Consider the following 3,313-nt stretch of genomic DNA (forward strand, 5'->3'; position numbering starts at 1 on the left):
GCAATCGCAGACCTCCACAGCAAAGCGATGCAAACCTGCCAAGCCCCGCACCCGGAATGCACACGATCGGTTTCGACCTTTGCGATTCTGCAATCGCAGACCTCCACAGCAAAGCGATGCAAACCTGCCAAGCCCCGCACCCGGAATGCACACGATCGGTTTCGACCTTTGCGATTCTGCAATCGCAGACCTCCACAGCAAAGCGATGCAAACTGCCCAGCCCCGCATCCGGAATGCACACGATTGGTTACGGCTCCTGAATTCTGCAACCGCAGACCTCCACAGCAAAGCGATGCAAACTGCCTGCCCCGCACCCGGAATACACACGATCAGTCACTGCCCCTGCGATCTGCCAACGCAGGGAACTCCTCGCCGCCCAGCCCCCTTTTTACCCCATCGTATTGAACCGCACACTCGCCTTGACGATCGCCAGCGCCCGGATAGCCGACAGCGGCACCTCGATCGGCGCATGATGCGCATTATAGCTCACCAGCCGGGCACAATCCGGCCGCTCATCGATCCGGTTTAGATACTTGACCGTCGTGTACTCCTCATCATCATAGCAGAACGACACCAAATACATCTCGCCCCAGATAATATTCGTACAATCCCTGACCTGCTTGAAAATCACAATGTCGCCCGCTTTGAGCAGCGGATACATCGAATCCCCCCTCATCTTCACCGCCCCGTCGCAGCGCGGCATCTCCGGGATCGACAAATAGCCCGTCGGCGTCGAGCTTCCATCGAACACCGGCGCCAGACCCATCGCCGCCTCGAAATCATACAACGGAATACGGCGTCCCCCCTCCGCCGAACCAGGAGCCGACGGAGAATAAATCCGCGTCGGCACATAATAAGGGCTTTCCGGTTCCGCCAGATGCGAGACATTCGGCTTCAGATCATACGCAACCCCCTCCGCCCGCGGTACGACAATCATTTCGCCCTGATCCATAATCAGCCAGTCTAAGCTCAAATCCGGGAACTTTTGGATGACCGTCCGCACCTTATCCGCCCCCAGGCTCCGCCCGCTGTCCAGAAAGCCGACAGAAAATCCCGTTTCCGTGTAAAAACGGTTTTTGCTAATGCCTTTATATCGAAGGTACGCTTTGAGTTTTTCTTTCTCAGTCATAAAATTTGTGATTTTTATCTTGTATTAAACGATTATTATCTTTAACTTTGTATCATCTTTCACTCTGAAAGAGAGATAAAGGTACAGATATTTGAAATAAAAACAATACATGACCTGTAACAAAAAAATAATCATGCCTTTAGGCGAACGCCAGAAGCTCGCCCGGGACTTCGGCGTCAGCCTTCCGACCGTGCGTTCCGCACTCAACGGGATCACCCGCAGCGCATTGGCCGATGAGATACGCCAGGAAGCCTTGCGCCGTGGCGGCGAGATCTACCAGAAAGTGGAGCCGGCCTCTGAACAGAACGACCCACTCCATTCCGCCTTGCCCGACGAAAAATAAAATTCTTCGATTCGATTACCCCGCCGGACTTCGTACATTTGCACCGGGCGCCTTCGCACACCACCGGGAAGCCCCGAACCGCAGATGTTCACCTGGAACCCCTGGCACGGATGCCGCAAAATCAGCGCCGGATGCCAGCATTGCTACGTGTACCGCATCGACGGCAGGCACGGCCGCGACGCGTCCGAAGTGACGCGCACGGCCTCTTTCGACATGCCGGTGCGCCGCAACCGGAAAGGCGGCTACAAAATCCCTTCCGGACAGACCGTCTTCACCTGTTTCAGCTCCGATTTCTTCCTTCCCGAGGCCGACAGGTGGCGGCCTGAGGCATGGAAGATGATGCGCACCCGCCGCGACCTGCAATTCCTGTTCATTACCAAGCGCATCGACCGGCTGGCGGAATGTACGCCTCCCGACTGGGGTGCAGGTTATCCGAACGTCACCATCTGCTGCACCGTCGAGAACCAGGAGCGCGCCGACTACCGGCTGCCGATCTACCGGGATGTCCCCGTGCGGCACAAGATCATCGTCTGCGAGCCGCTGCTGGGTCCCGTCGACCTGACACGCTGGTTGGCCGGCGGTTGGGTGGAAGAAGTCATCGTCGGCGGCGAATCGGGGCCGGAGGCCCGTGTCTGCGACTTCGCGTGGGTTCTGTCGCTGCGCGATCAGTGTCGCGCGGCAGGCGTGAGATTCACATTCCGCCAGACCGGGGCCGTACTGCTCAAAGACGGCAGACTCTACCGCATACCCCGGCCATTCCAGCACTCCCAAGCACGAAAGGCAGGCATCGACCTGCGCTGATGATCACTCCGAGTTTTCTTCCCGGGTTTATCCGCCGCCTTTATCCCCCTATCTCGGAAAAAAAAACTATTTTTGTAGATTGAATGAATCGTTCCTTTACAAGTCGAGCTGTATGCCGACAGCATTGGGGAATAAACGCACCGCGCGTGCCCTAAGGTTAAGCAAACTCCCGATCGGAGTGCCCGGCGGCACCGCAGAGGCCGGCGATCCAAAGGATCGCAACAACTATAAATAACTGTACGGTTAACCGGGTAGGTATTCTGTGACTACAGATCGCACGGGCCACAACCCTGCCCGGAGCCAGCGAGGGCGGAACCGAACGCAGAGAGGTCGCAGCCCTTCGCCGGGGGTGGCTCCGGGCTGACATTGGGAGATCTTTGTGATAAACCGTACGGTTTTTTATCGCCTCGGGCAGGCGGTGCCGCTCGGGACTCGAACCGCAGCCGTTGGCTGTTTTATTGGCCGCCTCTACCCCCAAAGCCCTGCCGGCTCCGGGCTGCCCGGTTCACGAAATGACATTTTTCTTTGCCGCCATGCCGGGCGGGACATTTGTTTTTAGCCGCCTCGAGCCTGCGGGGCTTCTACTTTCTTTGTCAGCAAAGAAAGTAGACAAAGAACCGACGCAGCAGGCGAGAGCCATCGAGCTTGCTCGAATGGCCGAGGCGCCAGGAGGAAGGCGAAGCCAAAGTGCCTCCAGCCGGTTTCGCCTTGTCGGGCGTCCGCGCGTCCTGCGTGGCTCCCTCAAGGCAAAACACGACGCTTCCGGGGAATTTTTGTGCTCACCGAAATACCTGTTGTCAGCCGGAGCCAGCGGGGCCGTTTAGGGTAGTTCCAGCCCGGATCGAGTGCCGAGCGGCACCGCCCCTCCGCCCGGGGGTGGTTCCGGGGCGTCATCGGGAGATCACGGCCGAGCCCTCTTTCGCCGCACGCGAAAGCATTCCCAAGAACGGGTAGACACGGCAGACCCGGGAATGCCGCGTTTTGACTTGAGAAGCCCGTGCGGGTGCGCGGGCTTCGACAAGGCGAAACCGATTCCCGGC

3 protein-coding genes are annotated in these 3,313 nt (G+C 58.3%); 2 read left to right on the forward strand and 1 reads right to left on the reverse strand.

Features of this window, described 5'->3' with window-relative positions:
• Positions 1 to 388 precede the first annotated feature (388 nt).
• Positions 389 to 1,129: a S24 family peptidase gene (locus tag Q0Z93_RS09950; protein ID WP_298065102.1), complete on the reverse strand. Its 741-nt coding sequence runs from the start codon at positions 1,127 to 1,129 to the stop codon at positions 389 to 391.
• 109 nt (positions 1,130 to 1,238) lie between these two features.
• Here Q0Z93_RS09950 and Q0Z93_RS09955 point away from each other — a divergent pair, with 109 nt between their 5' ends.
• Complete coding sequence (locus Q0Z93_RS09955) at positions 1,239 to 1,472, forward strand: hypothetical protein (protein WP_298065105.1); 234 nt, start codon at positions 1,239 to 1,241, stop codon at positions 1,470 to 1,472.
• An 84-nt stretch (positions 1,473 to 1,556) separates the two neighbouring features.
• Complete coding sequence (locus Q0Z93_RS09960; RefSeq protein ID WP_298065108.1) at positions 1,557 to 2,273, forward strand: DUF5131 family protein; 717 nt, start codon at positions 1,557 to 1,559, stop codon at positions 2,271 to 2,273.
• Positions 2,274 to 3,313: the final 1,040 nt, after the last annotated feature.

This window comes from uncultured Rikenella sp., from assembly GCF_947628055.1.
Taxonomy (GTDB): domain Bacteria; phylum Bacteroidota; class Bacteroidia; order Bacteroidales; family Rikenellaceae; genus Rikenella.